This is a genomic window from Psychrobacter sp. UBA6291, from assembly GCF_002439405.1.
GTDB classification, from domain to species: domain Bacteria; phylum Pseudomonadota; class Gammaproteobacteria; order Pseudomonadales; family Moraxellaceae; genus Psychrobacter; species Psychrobacter faecalis.
In genome coordinates this window covers 54,100-73,493 of sequence record NZ_DJUD01000034.1, presented here as the reverse complement: position 1 = coordinate 73,493, position 19,394 = coordinate 54,100, and the positions used below count along the sequence as shown (strand labels likewise).

Below are 19,394 nucleotides of genomic sequence, written 5' to 3'. Positions count from 1 at the left end.
CTTCTTATTTGAATCTAGGCTTATAAAAGCGGCTTTGAATAAGTAATTATTCTCAATAGTTAGTCATTAATGTGTCATTGATAATATATTTTTTTTACAAAATCTAGAGTATGAGTTGACAGAAAAGACTAGATTTTTTAGTCATCATTCACTAAGATAACTGAGGGCGACGTTCTGTATAGTTATCGTAAACTGTTATTTCATACCTCGATATGGTCGTTTCAAGCGCTGCTACTTGCTACCTATTTAAGCTTATCGCAAGTGGCGCAACTCCTCATTTTATCCCGATTGGGATTGTTAAGGCGCTTGAATGTAGAGCGTCTGATATTCATATTTGACGGCGGTTTAACCTATCCATCGCCAATTTATCCATAACTTTCTTATCAGCTGCTTTGCTTATTGTCCATTGGAGGGGTTAAGGCGTCACCGTTTTTATTAACGTTTACGCCGCTCATATTGAGTTTTTAACCGTTAAAACAGACATAAAAGTAAGTAGAGTCCGATAAGAATTTAGGTATAGATGTCTTAGCGGTAACGTTAAATCAATCGCTGTGATGGTTATAAAATAAAGAGAGTCGTGATAAGTATTTTTATCACCCTCAAAACGCTTGCACTATTTTCTCCGCTTGCGCTTTATTAATCCGATTATGTGAATATATTTAGCCCGTTCTGCCCGCGGAGTTTGGTTGCTACTTCATATTGAAAGTATAGGCCGTCCGCTCACTCAAAAGGACAAGCTATGTCAATGATTTCCTCCTCTACGCATTTGGCGACCCCAGATGACTTCTCTGATAACTGCGGCTTTGGTTTGATAGCTCATATCGAGGGCCAAGCCAGTCACGATTTGGTAAAAACAGCCATTCATAGTCTAAGCTGTATGACCCATCGCGGCGGCGTTGCCGCTGATGGTAAGACTGGCGATGGCTGCGGTTTATTGCTGGCAACGCCGACGGTATTTTTTAGCGATATCGCCGCTGAGCAAGGCTTTACCTTGACAGCCGATTTTGCCGTTGGCATGGTGTTTGTCAGTTTGGATGAGACAAAAGCGCAGTATAGTCAGCAGGTGCTTAATGAAGAGATTGCCGCCCAAGGGTTAGCAGTGGCGGGCTGGCGCGATGTGCCGCTTGATTTAAGTATCGTTGGTGAGATTGGGCGTCAGACACTACCTGGTTTTCAGCAGATATTTGTCAATGCACCAGACGAGATAGCGGCCGATGACTTTAACCGCAAATTATTTGTCGCCCGTAAAAAAGCCGAACAGCGTCTGCATGATGACGAGTTATTTTATGTTTGTTCATTAAACTGTCAGACCATTATCTATAAAGGTTTGGTCATGCCATCAGACCTGCCAGTGTTCTTTTTAGACTTACAAGATACGCGTTTGGCCTCGCATATCGTGGTCTTCCATCAGCGTTTTTCAACCAATACCTTGCCGCGTTGGCCCCTAGCACAGCCTTTTCGCTATCTGGCGCACAATGGTGAGCTTAATACCATCACCGGCAACCGTAGCTGGTCTGAAGCGCGCACGCCAAAATTAAAATCTGATAAATTGCCCAATTTAAGCGAACTAACGCCATTGGTTAATAGCACGGGTTCGGATTCATCGAGCTTAGATAATATGCTCGAAGTCCTGATGTCGGGCGGTATGAGTTTATTCCACTCGATGTCGATTCTAGTACCACCCGCTTGGCAAAATGTCGATAGCATGGATATGGACTTGCGCGCGTTTTATGAGTTTTACTCGCAGCATATGGAGGCGTGGGACGGCCCAGCAGGGCTAGTCATTCAAGACGGTCGCTATGCGGTCTGTATGCTTGACCGTAATGGTCTGCGGCCGTCGCGTTGGGTGACCACCAAGAACGGCTATATCACGGTGGCCTCAGAAGTCGGCGTTTGGGATTATGCGCCAAAAGATGTGCTTGCTAAAGGGCGCGTTGGGCCCGGTCAGATGTTAGTTATCGATACCATGACTGGTCAAATTATGGATACCAAAGCGATTGCGACGTTACTGAAAAAAGCACATCCGTATCGTAAATGGCTGCGCGAAGAAGCGACGCGTATTCGTGATGATGAGCGCTTAGAAGAAATGCTTGCCGCCCAAGCCTGCCGCGGTGAGCCGCTAAAAGCTTTGCAAAAAATGTATCACATCACCAATGAAGAGCGCACTGAAATCATTCGTCCTAATGCCGAAAATGGTCAAGAACCCGTCGGCTCGATGGGCGATGATACGCCGATGGCGGTGCTATCGCAGCAAATACGTCATGTCGGTGACTTTTTCCGCCAGCAGTTTGCGCAGGTGACCAATCCACCGATAGACCCGTTGCGTGAGTCCATCGTGATGTCGCTACAGACGTGTCTTGGTGCTGAGACTAACGTGTTTGCGCCGTCAGCGCGCGACGCGCATCGTATTATCTTATCGTCGCCGGTTTTATCAGCAAGCAAAATGCAGCAGCTCGAAACCTTGGCAGATCCAGCGTTTCAAATGACGCGTATCGACTTAAACTATGACGCCAATCTTGAGCTAGCAGCCGCCATCAAAGCCATTTGTGAGCAAGTGGCAAGCAGCATTCGTGCGGGTTTTACTTTGATTGTGTTGTCTGATAAGAATATCGCCGCCGACAAACTACCGGCCAACGCCATTATGGTCACTGGTGCGGTGCATCATTATCTGATTGCCCAAGGTATTCGTACCGATGCCAATTTAATTATCGAGACTGGTCTGGCACGCGATTCACATCAAGTGGCGGTACTAATCGGCTTTGGCGCGACTTGTGTGTATCCATATCTGGCCTATGACGTCATCGATGATTTGGTGGCGACTGGTGAGCTGCTCGGCGATCCGATTCAAGCGCGGGTAAATTTCCGTAAAGGCTTGGATAAAGGGTTGCTAAAAATCTTATCAAAAATGGGTATCTCAACCATTGTCTCTTATCGCGGCGCGCAATTATTTGAAGCGGTTGGGCTTTCTGAAGAAGTGGTGAGCTTATGCTTTAAAGGGGTGCAAAGCCGTATTAAGGGCGCAACCTTTGCCGATTTAGCTGCTGACCAAGCACAATTGGCTGCCAATGCCTTTAAACGTCGTGCGCCCCTCGATCAAGGTGGCTTGCTAAAATTTGTCTTTAATAAAGAATACCATGCCTTTAATCCTGACGTGATTAATAGCCTACATACCGCCGTACGTACCGGTGATTATATCAATTATCGTAACTATGCCGATTTGGTTAATAGCCGTCCCGTAGCAACCTTGCGCGATTTGTTGCAATTAAAAACCGATAACTCAATTGACGTAAATGACGTCGAAGACATCTCAGCAATTTTATCGCGCTTTGATTCTGCTGGCATGTCTTTAGGGGCATTGTCACCCGAAGCCCATGAAGCGATTGCCATAGCGATGAATACCATCGGTGGTCGCTCAAACTCTGGTGAAGGCGGCGAAGATCCTGTGCGTTATGGCACTCTACGTAACTCAAAAATTAAGCAAATTGCCTCAGGTCGCTTTGGGGTCACACCGGCGTATCTGCGTTCGGCAGAAGTGCTGCAAATTAAAGTTGCTCAAGGGGCGAAACCGGGTGAGGGCGGTCAGCTGCCGGGCGGTAAGGTTAATGCGCTCATCGCTCGCCTGCGTTATTCGGTACCGGGGGTGACGCTTATATCGCCGCCGCCGCATCATGATATTTATTCTATCGAAGATTTGGCACAGCTAATTTTTGATTTAAAACAAGTCAATCCAGATGCGTTAGTATCGGTGAAGCTGGTCTCACGTCCGGGTGTTGGCACCATTGCAACGGGCGTGGCAAAAGCCTACGCTGACCTAATTACCATCTCAGGCTATGATGGTGGCACGGCAGCATCGCCACTGTCATCTATCCATCATGCTGGCTCGCCGTGGGAGCTGGGGCTTGCTGAAACCCATCAATCGCTTCGGGTCAACGGCTTGCGTGATAAAGTTCGTATTCAAACCGATGGCGGTCTAAAAACGGGTCTTGATGTGGTCAAAGCAGCAATTCTGGGTGCTGAAAGCTTTGGCTTTGGCACCACGCCGATGATTGCTGTTGGCTGTAAATACTTGCGGATTTGCCATCTTAATAACTGTCCAACCGGCGTTGCCACCCAAAAAGCCCAGCTACGTGATGAGCATTTCATCGGTGAAGCGGAAATGCTGATTAACTTCTTTAAATTTGTCGCAACCGAAACGCGTGAATGGCTTGCCGCTCTCGGTGTACGCAGTATGGAAGAGCTGGTCGGACGCACTGATTTGCTTGACGTATTAGAAGGCAATACCGATAAGCAGCGTCATTTGGATTTAACGCCGTTATTGTTTAGTCATCCAGCGAGTAGTGGCAAAGCGCAAACTTGTCAGGTGGCGCGCAATGAGCCGTTTGATAAAGGCTTGCTTGCTGAGCAAATGATTAACGATATGCTGCTGAGTATCCGTCAAGGGAACGGCGGCGATTTCAGCTATGCCGTCGGCAACTGTGATCGCTCTATCGGCGCGCGTATCTCTGGCGAGATTGCGCAGGTCTGGGGCAACCTTGGTATGAGTGATAGGCCCATTAAACTGCACCTAAACGGTACCGCAGGTCAGAGTTTGGGGGTCTGGAATGCAGGCGGTTTGCATATTGAGCTAGAAGGCGATGCCAATGACTATGTTGGTAAAGGCATGGCGGGCGGTGAGATTGTCATTTATCCACCGCAAGATTCAAGTTTCACCACGCATGAAACCGCCATCATCGGCAACACTTGTCTGTATGGCGCAACTGGTGGCAAGTTGTATGCGGCGGGTACAGCAGGCGAGCGTTTCGGCGTCCGTAATTCGGGTGCTCATGCGGTTATCGAAGGCACGGGCGACCATTGCTGTGAGTATATGACCGGCGGCATCATTACCGTTCTTGGGCGTACGGGGCTGAATTTCGGCGCAGGCATGACCGGCGGCTTTGCTTATGTCCTAGATATGGATGGTGACTTTTTTGACCGCTGTAATCATGAACTGATTGATTTAAACCGTATCTCAAGCGAGCAAATGGAAGGTCATCGTATTTACTTGCAACAAGTGATTGAAACCCATGTAGATAAAACGGGCAGTGCGTGGGGGCAAACCATCTTAGCGGATTTTGAGCATTACGCGCGTAAGTTCTATTTGGTAAAACCCAAAGCGGCAAACGTTGCGACCCTGCTTAAAACCACGACGGCTGACCCACAATAAATTGGCTTGGTCAATAATAGGTTTACAAGCAGTTTAATTCATAGGTTTTAAGCAGGTAAATGACAACCTTTATCCGTAAATTTGCCTCATTTAAGCTACAGATATTGGCTGTCGTTACCCACTATAAAAGAGACAATACCATGGCAAAACGCTTAGAAAATAGTTTTCAGTTTTTAGATGTACCGCGCCTTGAGCCGATTAAAAAAGACATCGTTACGCGCTCAACAGAGTTTGTAGAAATATATCAGCCGTTCGATAGCGAATCAGTAGCGCAGCAATCGCACCGCTGTCTTGAGTGCGGCAATCCATACTGCGAGTGGAAATGTCCGGTACATAATTACATTCCCAACTGGCTTAAATTAGCAAGCGAGGGACAAATATTTCAGGCAGCAGAATTGTGTCATCAAACCAATACTTTGCCTGAAGTTTGTGGCCGTGTCTGCCCGCAAGACCGCTTGTGTGAAGGCGCTTGTACGCTAAACGATGGCTTTGGCGCGGTCACCATTGGCAATGTTGAGAAGTATATCAACGACACCGCTTTTGCCCTTGGCTGGCGTCCTGATATGTCCGAGGTGGTTTGGACGGATAAAAAAGTCGCTATTATTGGCGCAGGGCCTGCAGGACTGGGCTGCGCCGATATCTTAGTCAGAAACGGGGTCAAACCTGTTATCTTTGATAAGCGTCCTGAGATTGGCGGTTTATTAACCTTTGGTATTCCAGAGTTCAAAATGGAAAAAGATGTCATGCGCAATCGCCGTGTCATTTTCGAAGGTATGGGCATGGAGTTCCGTTTAGAGACCGAAATCGGCAGCGACGTCAGTATTGATGAGTTGTTAAGCGAGTACGATGCGGTATTTATGGGCATGGGCACTTATACTTATATGCGCGGCGGCTTTGCAGGCGAAGAGCTAGAAGGCGTCTACGATGCGCTAGATTATCTGATAGCTAACGTCAATCGCTGCAATGACTGGGAAAAAAATTCAGCAGACTATATCGATTTAAAAGGCAAAAAAGTGGTGGTGCTAGGCGGCGGTGATACCGCGATGGACTGTAACCGTAGCAGTGTGCGTCAAGGCGCGCAGCAAGTGGTTTGCGCTTATCGCCGTGACGAAGAAAATATGCCCGGCTCTCGCCGTGAGGTGGTCAATGCGCGCGAAGAAGGCGTTGAGTTTTTATTCAATCGTCAACCGACCGAAATCATTGGCTTAAATGGCAAGGTAAACGCGGTTAAGGTGATTACCACGCATCTGGGCGCGCCTGACAGTCATGGTCGCCGCCACCCTGAGCCTATTCCCAATTCAGAAGAAATCATCCCGTGTGATGCGGTTATTCTGGCTTTTGGTTTCCGTCCTAGCCCGGCCGATTGGTTTGCCAGTCAGCAAGTGACAATGGACGGCTCGGGTCGAGTGGTCGCCACCGAAAAACAAACCTTTAAATTCCAAACCAGCAACCCAAAAATATTTGCCGGTGGCGATATGGTGCGCGGCTCTGATTTGGTGGTGACGGCGATTTGGGAAGGTCGTGAAGCGGCAGAAGGTATTTTAGATTTCTTAGAAGTCTAGCTTTTAGAAGTCTAGTATTTGGCTATTGGTAGTTATCAATAGCCAAATCCAAATATGCTTTTTCATCATTTTTAAAATGAGGACACGCCCTTGCATGTTTATAACTATAACGTTGACGTCTTTTATCTTTACGGGATAAAAGGCGTTATTTTTTTGATAATTGCTTTATGAATGGTTAAGCTAGCAGTTATCATTTAAGCTACTTTTTATTTATCCATTATAAGAGACGCCCTGCGTGAAACCGACTTTTTGGCAACGATTTACCGCGCCGTTTGTAGAGCCTTACGCCCGCTATCAGCATGCCGATGTTTTGCATGCCATACGTTTGGGCGTGGCCGTGCTTATTGCCCTGTTGTTAAATGAGTTTACCCACTTGCCACATGGCGAGTGGACGACCATTACTGTGTTCGTGATATTGGGTTTGTTGCAATATCAAGGAGCGATTTATACCAAGGCCAAAGAGCGGATACTCGGCACTTTATTAGGTGTGGTGGTCGGGCTGAGCTTTTTATGGTTAATTCAAGATACCGGCGGCTGGCTATGGTTATACTATGGGCTGATTGGTATTATCAGCGGCATCATTGGCTACGTGGCGGTTAAGCAGTTGGGTTATATCGGGCTGCTAACGGGAATTACCATGCTGATGATTGTCTCAAGCCCCGACCATAGCAATATCACCCAAGACGGTCTGTATCGCGCCATTAATATTTTACTTGGCGCAGGGGTTGCGGTCGCTGCGACCTTGATTTTACCGCTGAAATCAACGCTAATGTGGCGGTTTTTATTGGCCAGCAACCTTGAAACCTGTGGTAATTTATACGCTGGGGTAGGCAATCATATTGATGCCGAGATTTTAGTACCAAAACCCTTTAAATATAGTAAGGCGACCAGTTCAGCCAGTATTATTTACCCAAAAAATCCGGCTGTACCAGATACACCCGTTAATAAATCTTTGGTCAAAGCCCTACAGAAAATCAATAAGCGCCTGCTTGCCGTACGCCCGCATATCGCCGCCACAGCGAGCGAATCTGGCATTGATAAAGAAACGCTAGAGACCATTCAGCGTACCCATCGCAATATTATTGGTACGATTGATTTATTATTAAGTGCGGCGCCGCGCTTGGCAAATATCGAAATTGACGATGAAAACCATATTTTACTGATTCATTATCAGCACGAACTGACCCAAGCGATGCAGCATATGGCGGCGGTATTACGCAGTCCAAATGATGAAGTGTTTCGCCCGATTACGCGCATTGCGGTATCAGAATATCCAAGTGTGGAAAACTTAGGCTTTGAGTGGCAAGGCTATTTTTGGCTCACCCAAACGCTGCAAGTACAGTTACAGCGCCTTAGTGAATTATTGCAAACCACCAAGCCGCAATGGTTTGCTGCCTCTGGGTTGCGCTATCAGCGCCGCGAGCAGCGCCGTATCGAGCATAAAGGCAGCGAAACCGATTTGCACTTATAAATAAAAGCCAAATAAAAAATAGCAACCAAATAAAAGACAAATAAAAAACGCTGACTTAATAAAGGCAGCGTTTTTTGGATAGATAATAGGCATCTAAAACAGCAATTAATAAATGTGTATTAACTTACAGAATTAACGCCCTGTTTTAAGCTTATTCCAATACTGCTGATAAACTTGCAACGCTTCATCACCGACATCTTCTTGAAACTCCGCTTTTGCCAATACTTCTTTGCTTGGATAAATGGTTGGATTGTTGCGCACCTCTTCTGGCATCAGCTCACGCGCGGCCATATTCGGCGAGGCGTAACCAATCTCTTCACTGACGATTTTAGAGTTCTCAGGACGCAGTAAATAATCAATAAATTTGTGCGCCGCATCCACCTGTTTGGCATTTTTAGGAATGACAAAGCTGTCCATCCAAAGAATAGCCCCTTCAGTTGGATATTTATACACCAAGCTAGTCAAGCCTTCGTTATTGGCGATGATGGCTTCACCATTCCAGCTCATACCAACCGTGGTTTCGCCTTCCATATAGGGCATGCGCGAGGCGTCCGAGTTGAAGGTTTTTACATTTGGCATCAAGGTCGTTAGCTTCTCGTAAGCGGCTTTGATTTCCTCAGGATTTTTACTATTACCTGAATAGCCAAGGGTCAATAGCGCCATGCCAAACACTTCGCGCATGTCATTCATTAGCATCACTTGACCTTTATACTCAGGACGCCATAAGTCATTCCAGCTATTTACGGTGGCAGGATCGACCGCTTCGCCATTGATGGCAAGGCCGGTGCTGCCCCACATATAAGGAATCGAGTATTTATTTTCTGGGTCAACCTTGGTATTGGTAAAGGAGGTATCAAGATTTTTAAAGTTGCTTAATTTGGATTTATCAAGCTCTTGTAGCAGTCCTTCTTTGGCCATTTTTTCCACATAATACGTCGATGGAATCGCTAAATCGTATTGGCTGGAATCATCAAGCAATTTAAGCTTAGCGTACATCGCTTCGTTCGAGTCAAAAGTGGTGTAATTGACCCGAATGCCGGTCTCTTTGGTAAAACCATCGAGGATTTCTTGCGGCATATATTCCGACCAGTTATACAGGTTTAACGTTTCTGCACTGGGCGCAGCGCCATCGGTAGCGGCATTATCTGATTTACTACAGCTCACAAGTACGAGCCCAACTGCCACGGCTAATAAGGCTTTTGGAAGCATGTGAGCGCTACGAGCGGCAGCACGCGACGATGATAAATGAGTCAAAATATCTCTCCTAAAATAAGAATGGTGCAAAGCAAGAAAACCCGTAAAACAGGCACGATGCTAAATTTACAGCTATGCAAACCATTATGGCTATGATTGAGCATAATTTAAAGGGCAATCGTACTTAGCGTTTTACTAGTATCGTTACAGCTCAGGCGATTAAAAATAATATGCCAAATGATCATAAATGATGACAAATGCCGATTTTTATCATGCTTGATTTAACAATAGCCTTTTATAGAATAAACAGATTTACCATAGCATCGTAGTCGAAAAGGCGACATGATAGGCGCGTTTTATGCCACTATAGTTGCCGTATAAGACTTTAAACAATAAAAATAAGACAATTTTACCCAATTTGAGTGAATTAGAAGAGGAAGACAATGAATAATCGTGTACGCGCTGGGATAGTGATGGCTTTGATTGGCATCATAGGTTTTATGATGGTATTTAATTCGGGCTCGCCAACCCCAATTCTAAATTGGCCAGTTGAAACCTATCTGGGTTTAGCATTTACCATTGGCTGGTTAAGCCACGTGCCAAATTGGCTGGCTTATGTGCTCGCAGCGTTGGTAATTATTTTAATCATCGTCGGATTTTATAAAGTCGGTAGCTGGTTTTATGGTTTAATGGCTAAGCGTCGTTAAATAGCGTCGTTAAACTTTGCTAGGACGTGCTCTTCTTTTAAAAAGGAGGATACGCCTTAAATAAATAGCGGTTTTTATATACTATTTATCAAGACGCTATATGAAATTGCTCGAGTACCGACTGGATGCCGCGCTCTTCAATCGTACCGGTGACAAAATCTGCGCGCTCAATCAACGCAGGCTGGGCATCGCCCATCGCTACTGCATAGCCGACCAAATCAAACATCTCTAAGTCATTCATGCCATCGCCAAACGCCATGCATTCGCTTGCATCTACGCCATAATAGCGACAGACGTCTTTGATACCACGCGCTTTAGAAGCATTGGCGGGCAAAATATCTGCGCCAATATGATGCCAATGTACCAGTTTTAAATCGTCCTGTGCAAAGTCGATATCTTGCATTTTATCGAATTGATTGTTAAAAAACACTGAGCATTGATAAACAGGGTTTGATTGATAATAGAGTGGATCCACGATAGAGTTGGGCGTTTTGGCATTAAAATCACGCAAACGCTCATTTTCGTCTGACCAAGCAATGTGCGTCGCCGAGTCAAACTTATGAATCAGCTGACTGGTTTGGCATAACTGCACGATTTTGTCCGCTTGCTCAGCAGACAATGGATAATGGCTAATCAAGCCTTTATTATCAAAACTATATTGTCCATTCATACAAATAATGGCATCTAAGACATCCGCTTCGAGCAAGGCTAAAATATCCGCTGGCAATATCGCTTTAGAGCGTCCGGTCGAAATCACCAGTTTAATATCAGTTTTGGCCAGCGCCTCAAGCGTCGCTTGGTTGTGCGTAGCGATGATGCCATTACGGCTGAGCGTGTCATCAATGTCAAAAAATATCACTTTCGGTACAGGCAATGTATGATTGATACTGGCTGGCGCCGCCTTATCTACAATAAACATGAGTATCCTTTATATTTAAAAACCGACTGTATAGGTATTCAAAGCAAGTATAAAAAGTCGTTGAGATTTGCTGAATAATTTTAAATGTAGGGTGCGCCCAGCGCACTATTTCCATACTTTATTAATCTTATCGGTGCGTGGAACGCACCCTACTCAAACTTTAGTCTTAATTTTCTTCAACCCATATTTATATATTAAGCGTTAACCCTAATAAGACTTTTATCAGTGCTAAAATTAACATACTTTGGGTCAATGGCTAAAATCTTTTGCTCAATTTCGTGTTCTGTAAGATGGTCTAAGACTGGATTGTTAAGGGTTTGGCACTTTAATTGCTCAATAACATTAGATAAACCAACCCAATCTTCACTAACCTCATTCTCATTAGCTAATTTAATAATAGTTGTGCGAACGATATCAATAAAAGCAGGAAAGTTGAATTTTCTAACTAGCATATGACTGTCTTCAATCTTGCATTCGAACTTCACTAGCTTTTTTAATAACCCTGATAGCTTTGCACGTCCATAAGTACGTGTATCAAAATCTGGTTTAACATTATTAATATAGTTACCTATTACTGCTAAGCTAGCCCAACCTTCATCGTCAGAGTTATCTTTGATAGCTTTATAAATCAAATTTAGAGTAGAGATATCAATTTCAGCATTTCTATCATCGATTGACGCTGATTGTGAGATTATTGCTTTTTTATCAACCCTAACTATTGTTATGGAAGCCTTATTTTCAGGCTCAGGTAATAAGTTTTCTACATAAATAAACTTATCACAGGCATTTACAAATGATTTAACCGTACTTTTTTTCCCAAACCCATAAACAAGTAATCCGCTTTCACGAATGCGAGATGCTAGTGGCGTGAAATCACTATCACTAGAGACAATACAAAAACCATCGACGTCTCCTGCATATAGTATATCCATAGCGTCAATAACTAATTTCATATCTGTAGCATCTTTTTGAGTTACATAAGCAAATTGCTGTACAGGTGTAATAGCATTCGGCAATAGTTTATCTCGCCATGATTGAAGCGCTTCTACACTCCAATCACCATAAATGCGTTTGACACTAGCAATACCATATTTTGCAATCTCTTCTAGAATAGGCTCTATACTGCGGTGTGATGAATTATCAGCATCAATTAATACAGCAAATTTTTTCATAACCCAACCTCAACACTCGTCACATTCTGAAAGCCTCTTGGCAACTGACCGCCGCGATTACCACGAGTGCCCGTATAATTGGCCAAATCATTAGGCTTTAGCGTCACGTGGCGTTTGCCAGCGGTGATGACTAGGCTGTCTTGCTGACTGAGTGGCGTGATGGCAAGTACTTCTTCACCGTCTTTTAATTTGATTAGCTTATTACCCTTACCACGTGCCTGTTCAGGCAAATCATCAAGAGCAAATATCAATAGATAGCCCGCATTGGTCACGACAGCAAGATGGTCAGGTGTGGCTGTTACCGCTTCACTATTATCGCCATTAGCTTCTGCATTAGCATCGATCCGCGCAACAGGTAGCAAGCGGCTATCAGTTGCTAGGTTGATGATGTTTTTACCCGCTTTTTGATTGCTATCGAGATTGCCAACGGTGTTGATAAAACCGTAACCTGCTGAACTTGCGAGGATGATACGTTGGTTATTATCGCCCGTTAATAACTGCTCAAAGCTGGCGCCTGCTGGCGGTTTGAGTACGCTGGTCAGCGGATCGCCTTGACCACGAGCAGAGGCGAGGCTATGGGCGTCGATACTGTAGCTGCGTCCAGTGCTGTCGAGTACGTAAATTCTTTCATTGGATTTAGCACGTACATGCGCTTGATAGCTATCACCTGAGCGGTAAGTCATGCCGGCAGCATCGACGTCGTGACCTTTGGCAGCGCGAATCCAGCCCGCTTTCGATAGGATGGCAGTGACAGGCTCGCTTGGTACGAGGTCAGACTCTTTTAACGCTTGCGCTTCTTCACGTTCTGCCAATTGCGATACGCGCTCGTTGCCGTGTTCCTTCATGTCGGCGCTAAGCTCGTCAATCATCAGATTGGTCAGGCTGTCTGGATTGTTCAAGTATTCTTGAATGATGGCACGTTCGGCAGCCAGTTCATCTTGCTCGCGGCGCAGCTCAATCTCTTCTAGTCTTGCCAGCTGGCGCAGTCGAATATCCAAGATAGCATTGGCTTGGATTTCAGTCAGATCATAGCCTTGCATCAATGATAATTTTGGGTCGTCTTCTTCACGAATAATACGAATGACTTCATCGATATTCAGATAAGCAATCAGCAAGCCTGCGAGGATATGTAAGCGTTTATCAATTTTGTCGAGGCGATATTGCAGACGGCGCGTGACCACGGAGCGGCGACAGACAAGCCATTCTTCAAGGATTTCTTTGAGGTTTTTGACCTGCGGCTTACCATTTAAGCCAATCATATTCATGTTGACGCGGTAATTACTCTCAAGGTCAGTACTGGCAAATAAATGACTCATGACGCGCTCGACATCGACGCGCGATGAACGTAGTTCAAGTACGATACGGCAAGCGTTTTCGTGGTCTGATTCGTCATGGATATCCGTTACCCATGGCAGCTTTTTATCCATCATGAGTTTAGCGATTTGCTCTTGAATTTTATTGCCTGACACTTGATAAGGAAGCGCGTCGATGATGACTAAATTCTTCTCTTTTGGGTCAATATGAAAAGTGGCGCGCATTTTATAACTGCCGCGTCCGCTTTCATACATCGCCTGTAAGTCTTTTTTACTGGTGATGATTTCAGCAGGCGTTGGCAAATCCGGTGCGGGTATCGACTGGGTCAATTGCTTGACCGATAGCTCAGGGTTTTTAAGCAAGCGAATTGCCGCCCGTACTACTTCATTGAGGTTATGCGGCGGGATATCGGTTGCCATACCGACGGCGATACCCGTAGTACCATTCAATAAAATATTGGGCAAGCGCGCGGGCAGGGTGACCGGCTCTTGCATGGTGCCATCAAAGTTATCTTGCCAATCGACCGTGCCTTGGCCGAGCTCGGCAAGCAAGGTATTGGCATAAGCAGACATTTTGGCTTCGGTATAACGCATGGCAGCAAAGGATTTGGGATCATCAGGACTGCCCCAGTTACCTTGACCAGTAATCAGCGGATAGCGATAACTAAACGGCTGCGCCATCAGCACCATCGCTTCATAACAGGCAATATCGCCATGCGGATGATATTTACCCAGCACGTCACCGACCGTACGCGCTGATTTTTTGGCTTTGGCAGACGATTTTAGCCCAAGCTCACTCATCGCATAAACGATACGGCGCTGGACGGGCTTTAGACCGTCGGCGATATTGGGCAACGCGCGATCCATGATGACGTACATGGCATAGTTAAGATAAGCTTGCTCGGTGAATTCTGCCACGGAGCGGGTATCCATCGGTTCATTAGGAATAATAGGGTCAATGGTATCAATAACATCGGACATAAAATAGGGTTCGCTTTTGATTCTTAAAAGAGGTTTTTAATCAGTTTATATAGGCAGTCCACTATAAAATAATCACAGAGCTACTGGTATTAATTTTGCGCAGCCTCTGTCTGCGTAGGCACAGCAAGCAAGGAAAATGAATACCAGTAGCGCGTTATAATACTTGTACTAAGTTTATTTAGGACTGACTATATCGATAAAATAGGGAAAAATAAGATAGTGCTATCGTAAAGGATATTGGCAAAATTAAAAAGGGATAAGTCAGAATAGACGACAGGTCGTGACGCGCTTGATATAACAGCTTTAATATCAAATATTGAGAATGAAGTATTGAGCAAAAGTAAAAATGTGCCGGTTTTATAATTTTAGAAATGGTGGAAAATAGTGAAAAAACTGATAAATTTTTTAATAACAAATAAAAGTTTATTATATAAATAGTCGTAATTATAGCCAGTTTTAGTATTTAAGTCACTGATATTAATGAAGATAGGTATCGTCAAGTAAGTTTAAGAACTCAAGTTTCAATCTTTTGTATTGAGTAGTTTGTATAAAGTGTGTATGTTAATCAACAAAGGGCTATTTACCGCTATATTGTTGATCCTTCACCATATTCCATATCGTTAGCCGCCTACCATTACTTACGTTATATCAATGGTTAGCTGTACGGCGATGTTAGATATGTTTAACCTTCTCGATTAGGGATGGATTGATACCAGCACACTATTATTAGGAGCAGTAAGATTATGGAAAATCAAGGTAACGTAATTCGTCGCGATGACAAACCGTGGGTAAAAACTTACGAAAAACTTGGCATCCAATACGACATTGATATGCCGCCCGCCAATACTTCTTTGATCGATATCCTCGAGCAGAATTTCGTTACCCATGCAGGCCGTACCGCTTTTGTGTGCATGGATGTGAAGCTTTCTTATGAAGATTTAGACCGTTATAGCAAACAAATTGCCGCGTATCTACAGTCGCTTGGCCTACAAAAAGGCGATAAAGTAGCGGTTATGATGCCCAATATTTTGCAGCTACCGGTTGCCGTATTAGGCGTGCTACGCGCTGGCATGACCTTGGTCAATGTCAATCCACTTTATACCACCAAAGAGCTTGAGCATCAGTTAAAAGACTCTGATACCAAAGTGCTATTTATCCTAGAAAACTTTGCCAAAACCTATCAAGACATCGGTAAAGACTTGGTTGATCACGTCGTCATTACCTCGATGGGCGATTTGATGAGCCCGTTAAAAGGCTTTATCGTGAATGCCGTCGTGCGCCATGTCAAAAAACTGGTGCCTGATTATAAGGTTAACGGTAGCGTAAACTTTAAAAAAGCGCTCAATAAATTGTCTGTCAAAAACTATAAACGCCCAACCAATATCGGTCTTGATGACGTGGCGGTACTACAATATACCGGTGGAACCACAGGCGTTGCCAAAGGCGCGATGCTGACGCACGGCAACTTGGTCGCTAACCTTATTCAGTGTGATACTTATCTTGGCGATGCGTTTGATAAGTTCCAAGAGCGTAATGAGCAGCCGGTTATTATGACCGCTTTGCCGCTGTATCATATTTTCTCATTTACCGTTTGTGGTATGTACGGTTTATACAGTGGTTGTATCGGCTTATTGGTACCAAATCCACGTGATGGCGCAAGCTTGATCAAAGCTTATAAAGATTATCCACCGGCGTTTTTTCCAGCGGTCAACACGCTATTTAACGCGCTTGCCAACAGCGAAGCCTTTCAAGCATTGGACCATAGCAAGCTTGAGATGTCGATGGGCGGCGGTATGGCAGTATTAAAAGACACGGCGACTAAGTGGGAAAAAATAACCGGCAATATTATCGTGCAAGGTTATGGTTTATCAGAGACATCTCCTGTCGCGTCGGCAAATCCGCAAGGTACCGGCAAGTTCTCAGGAAATATCGGTCTACCGATGCCAGCGACTGACATGGCCATTTTGGACGAAGAAGGTAATGAGTTGCCAATTGGTGAGCGCGGCGAAATCTGTGTTCGTGGTCCGCAGGTTATGAAGGGCTACTGGAAACGCGAAGACGCGACGGCTGAGGTCATGACGGCGGATGGCTATTTCCGTACCGGCGATATCGGCGTGATGGATGAAGAAGGTTACTTTAAAATTGTCGATCGCAAAAAGAATATGATTTTGGTCTCAGGCTTTAACGTTTATCCAAACGAAGTAGAAGATGTGATGTCTGGTCATCCAAAGATTTTGGAATGCGGCGTTATCGGTATCGACGATGAAAAAAGCGGCGAAGTGCCGAAGATTTTTGTTGTGCGTAGTGATAATAGCCTGACCGAAGAGGAAGTGCTTGCTTATGCCAAAGAAAATCTCACCGGTTATAAGCGTCCTCGTTATGTTGAATTTATCGACGAGCTGCCAAAATCTAACGTCGGTAAGATTTTACATAAAGACTTACGCGCCTTAGAAGAAAAGAAACACGCTTAAACCGTCTTATATCATAAATAGCCCAATACCAAATTTAGCGGGCTTTTTATAGCGCTTTATCAATACTGAGCATTGATAAAAACATCTTGATATTTGATAGGCGAATGGTGAAAGATGATAAGGTCTTATGCAAATGACCTTATCATTTTTTTTGTTTTTCTATAAGGGTTTGCTAGTATTCATAGAGAACTGGGCGCAAAACTGCTATAGTTCTTGCCCATAGATTTTGTATTTAATAGGTGTATTTGACGATAAATGTAGAATATTATCGTCATAAATACCCTTAGACAGGCTCTATATGTCTCGAGATTTTTAACTTAAAAGTTAGCGTATGACAAATTCTCTTGAATAAGCAGTTTCTTATGTCATAAGACTTCTTATTCACAAGTTTTTGCTTTTATAACTCAGTGATTGTAATAAACCACGGTGATTCTATTTAATAAATTTTGATAGCAACTTACTAACAGTAATATTTAGGGAAGATTATGACGGACAGTACCAATAAAGAAGCCAAAAACCATAACGCTGCGGCAGATAACCAATCAATGGTTGAAAATACCTTTCCTACCATGCCGACGATAGACAGCGACAGTCCGTGGTTAGGCGCGTATGAGCGTTATGGCATCAATGCAACCATCGATATGCCAGAAGACAATACGTCTTTACTGGAAGTGTTCGAACGTAATTTTAGCCGTTATGGGCAAAAACCTGCTTATATTTGCATGGGTTCGTCAATCACCTTTAAGCAATTAGATTTATACAGCCGCCAAATCGCCAGTTATTTGCAGTCATTAGGATTGGTCAAAGGTGACAAAGTTGCCGTTATGATGCCGAATATCTTGCAGTATCCTATTGTGATGCTCGGTATCATCCGCGCTGGCATGATTTTGGTCAACGTCAACCCGCTATATACCAGCCGTGAGCTATCGCATCAGCTAAACGATAGCGGCGCTAAGGCGTTATTTATCGTTGAAAACTTTGCCAAAACTTACCAAGAAGCCGAAGACAAAGGTCAAGTGCAGCACGTCATCGTCTGTAAATTGGGCGATATGCTTGGTTTGGTCAAAGGCACCGTCGTCAATCTTGTTGCGCGCCACGTGAAAAAGATGATTCCGGCCTACCGCTTGCCCGGTAGCACGAGCTTCAAACACGCGTTAAATGCCGTTTCAGCGAGTAAATATAAGCGTCCTGATTTAAACTTAAGCGATGTCGCCTTGTTGCAATATACCGGCGGTACCACCGGTGTTGCCAAAGGTGCGATGCTGTCACACGGCAACTTAGTCGCCAACATGCTCCAAATCAGTGTCTTAATGAATAGCGCCTTCGACGACGATGTCGATGCCGATGACGTGATTTTGACCGCGCTGCCGCTATACCATGTGTTCTCATTTATGGTTTGCGGTATGTACGGCATGTATCAAGGTTATGCTGGCTTGCTGATTCCAAATCCGCGTGATTTGGATGGATTGATTAAAGAGATGGCGAAGTATAAACCGGCATTTATTCCGGCGGTAAATACCCTATTTAACGGTTTGGTCCATAAAGAAGGTTTTGCCGGTTTAGATTTCTCTAATCTAAAAGCCTCGATTGGCGGTGGCATGTCGGTCTTGCCAAGCGTGGCAAAAGAGTGGCATAAAATCACTGGCTTGCCCATCGTTGAGGGGTACGGTTTGTCGGAAACCTCACCAGTAGTGGCCTTTAACCCGATGACCATCTCTGAATTTACCGGTAAAATTGGTATTCCTGCTTCTAGCACCGACATTATTTTAATCGACGATGATGAAAATGAAGTTGCACTCGGCGATCGCGGCGAAATCTGTGTCAAAGGGCCACAGGTGATGATTGGTTATCAAAACCGCCCACAAGAAACGGCTGAGACCTTTACTGCCAAAGGTTTCTTGAAAACGGGCGATATCGGTATCATGGACGAAAAAGGCTTTATCAAAATCGTTGATCGCAAAAAAGATATGATTTTGGTGTCAGGCTTTAACGTCTACCCAAATGAAATCGAAGAAGCCATGAGCGAGCATCCGAATGTGGTAGAATGCGGCGCTATCGGCATTCCTAATGACGAGCGCGGCGAAGATCCTAAGCTGTTCGTGGTCAAAAAAGGCGAGGTAACTGAGCAAGAGCTGATTGATTTTGGCAAAAAGCAATTAACTGGTTACAAGCGTCCGCGTCATATTCAGTTCGTAGATGAATTACCAAAATCAAACGTCGGTAAAATCCTGCGTAAAGAATTGCGTAAGATGGAAGGGTTAGAATAAGGTTGGCAGCAGTCCTTTAACACTAAACTCTTGGCATCAAACTTTTAGCACTAAATCTTGCGAAAGTAGCGGCGTAATAGCTTGGTGATTCTTGCTATTGCGCCGCTGCCACGTTAGGATAACGTCATCTTTTC

General features: G+C 44.6%; 10 protein-coding genes. 6 read left to right on the top strand and 4 right to left on the bottom strand.

The window, feature by feature from the left end; genetic code table 11:
- Positions 1 to 739 precede the first annotated feature (739 nt).
- The 3 genes from gltB (at position 740) to B3R91_RS05970 (ending at position 8,236) form a co-directional block, all read left to right on the top strand.
- The gene (gene gltB / locus B3R91_RS05980) at positions 740 to 5,203 is read left to right on the top strand and encodes a glutamate synthase large subunit (protein WP_286796843.1); all 4,464 of its coding nucleotides are present in this window, start codon (positions 740 to 742) and stop codon (positions 5,201 to 5,203) included.
- A gap of 140 nt (positions 5,204 to 5,343) precedes the next feature.
- Positions 5,344 to 6,765 carry an FAD-dependent oxidoreductase gene (locus B3R91_RS05975; protein WP_201589697.1) on the top strand — a complete coding sequence of 474 codons (1,422 nt, stop codon included), beginning with the start codon at positions 5,344 to 5,346 and terminating at the stop codon, positions 6,763 to 6,765.
- A 235-nt stretch (positions 6,766 to 7,000) separates the two neighbouring features.
- Positions 7,001 to 8,236 carry an FUSC family protein gene (locus B3R91_RS05970; protein WP_286796842.1) on the top strand — a complete coding sequence of 412 codons (1,236 nt, stop codon included), beginning with the start codon at positions 7,001 to 7,003 and terminating at the stop codon, positions 8,234 to 8,236.
- Between the two features lie 132 nt (positions 8,237 to 8,368).
- On the opposite strand, the gene B3R91_RS05965 is transcribed toward B3R91_RS05970, so the two are convergent.
- Positions 8,369 to 9,490 carry an ABC transporter substrate-binding protein gene (locus B3R91_RS05965; RefSeq protein ID WP_286796841.1) on the bottom strand — a complete coding sequence of 374 codons (1,122 nt, stop codon included), beginning with the start codon at positions 9,488 to 9,490 and terminating at the stop codon, positions 8,369 to 8,371.
- Between the two features lie 383 nt (positions 9,491 to 9,873).
- On the opposite strand from B3R91_RS05965, the gene B3R91_RS05960 reads away from it, so the two are divergent.
- Positions 9,874 to 10,137, top strand: a complete 264-nt coding sequence (locus tag B3R91_RS05960) for a hypothetical protein (protein WP_286796840.1) — start codon at positions 9,874 to 9,876, stop codon at positions 10,135 to 10,137.
- An 88-nt stretch (positions 10,138 to 10,225) separates the two neighbouring features.
- Here the strand turns inward: B3R91_RS05960 and B3R91_RS05955 are convergent, their stop codons facing one another.
- The 3 genes from B3R91_RS05955 to parC form a co-directional block, all read right to left on the bottom strand.
- Entirely contained in the window at positions 10,226 to 11,056 is an 831-nt protein-coding gene (locus B3R91_RS05955; RefSeq protein ID WP_191690242.1) for a Cof-type HAD-IIB family hydrolase, read from the bottom strand.
- Between the two features lie 194 nt (positions 11,057 to 11,250).
- Positions 11,251 to 12,228: an NYN domain-containing protein gene (locus B3R91_RS05950; protein ID WP_286796839.1), complete on the bottom strand. Its 978-nt coding sequence runs from the start codon at positions 12,226 to 12,228 to the stop codon at positions 11,251 to 11,253.
- Positions 12,225 to 14,522, bottom strand: a complete 2,298-nt coding sequence (gene parC, locus B3R91_RS05945) for a DNA topoisomerase IV subunit A (protein WP_286796838.1) — start codon at positions 14,520 to 14,522, stop codon at positions 12,225 to 12,227. Before parC ends, B3R91_RS05950 begins: the two co-directional genes overlap by 4 nt.
- A gap of 743 nt (positions 14,523 to 15,265) precedes the next feature.
- Here parC and B3R91_RS05940 point away from each other — a divergent pair.
- Positions 15,266 to 16,993: an AMP-binding protein gene (locus B3R91_RS05940; protein WP_286796837.1), complete on the top strand. Its 1,728-nt coding sequence runs from the start codon at positions 15,266 to 15,268 to the stop codon at positions 16,991 to 16,993.
- Between the two features lie 545 nt (positions 16,994 to 17,538).
- Positions 17,539 to 19,260 (top strand): AMP-binding protein, encoded by a 1,722-nt coding sequence (locus B3R91_RS05935; protein ID WP_404814949.1) that lies wholly within the window; start codon positions 17,539 to 17,541, stop codon positions 19,258 to 19,260.
- Positions 19,261 to 19,394 lie beyond the last annotated feature (134 nt).